This window comes from Pseudomonas sp. 43(2021), from assembly GCF_017490805.1.
Taxonomy (GTDB): domain Bacteria; phylum Pseudomonadota; class Gammaproteobacteria; order Pseudomonadales; family Pseudomonadaceae; genus Aquipseudomonas.
Genome location: NZ_JAFGYJ010000307.1, coordinates 1 through 504, shown reverse-complemented (window position 1 = coordinate 504; position 504 = coordinate 1). Strand labels below are relative to the sequence as shown.

The following is a 504-nucleotide window of genomic DNA, read 5'->3' as shown; positions in this document are numbered from 1 at the left end:
ATCCAGACGTGTCGGTTGTCCTTTCCTCCGATTGGGCGTTCCGGTTTGGCGTCGACTACACCTGCTCGCAGTTGCCGTCGCCATCGCTCCGCGCAAGGGTCATCGGCGCAACGTACCAAGGCTGTGAGTTCGACGAGCAATTGTGGCCCATGTTGTCGCGCGGCCAGCAAGTGCTCGATTATGTTCGCCGTCATGCGCTTCTCACATGGATGGCGATTGATGACAGAAAGGATGGCTTCGATGCGCATTGGGAGCGACTTGTGCATACCCAGACCGATTCCGGATTAGGGGAACCCGCTGTGGTCGAACTTTTGACAAGCAGGTTGCGGCAGGCGTTTTCGTAAGCGGCAAGAGTCATTGTAGACATTGGGAAGCGCTGTTGATAACACCAGAACTTGAGGTTTGGTGATGCGAAAGAAAATTCGTCATGCGAAATCACGAGTCGAATCGAAGAGCGGCCTGAAGAGGGTTTTCGATGACGCTCTCGACCAAAGTCTTCGAGAG

The 504-nt window shown here is 54.6% G+C and carries 1 protein-coding gene; it reads left to right on the top strand.

All coding sequences use genetic code 11. The features are described 5' to 3' along the window. A partial coding sequence (locus tag J5M71_RS27355) for an HAD domain-containing protein (protein WP_207838672.1) occupies positions 1-344 on the top strand: 344 nt, incomplete at its 5' end. Positions 345-504: the final 160 nt, after the last annotated feature.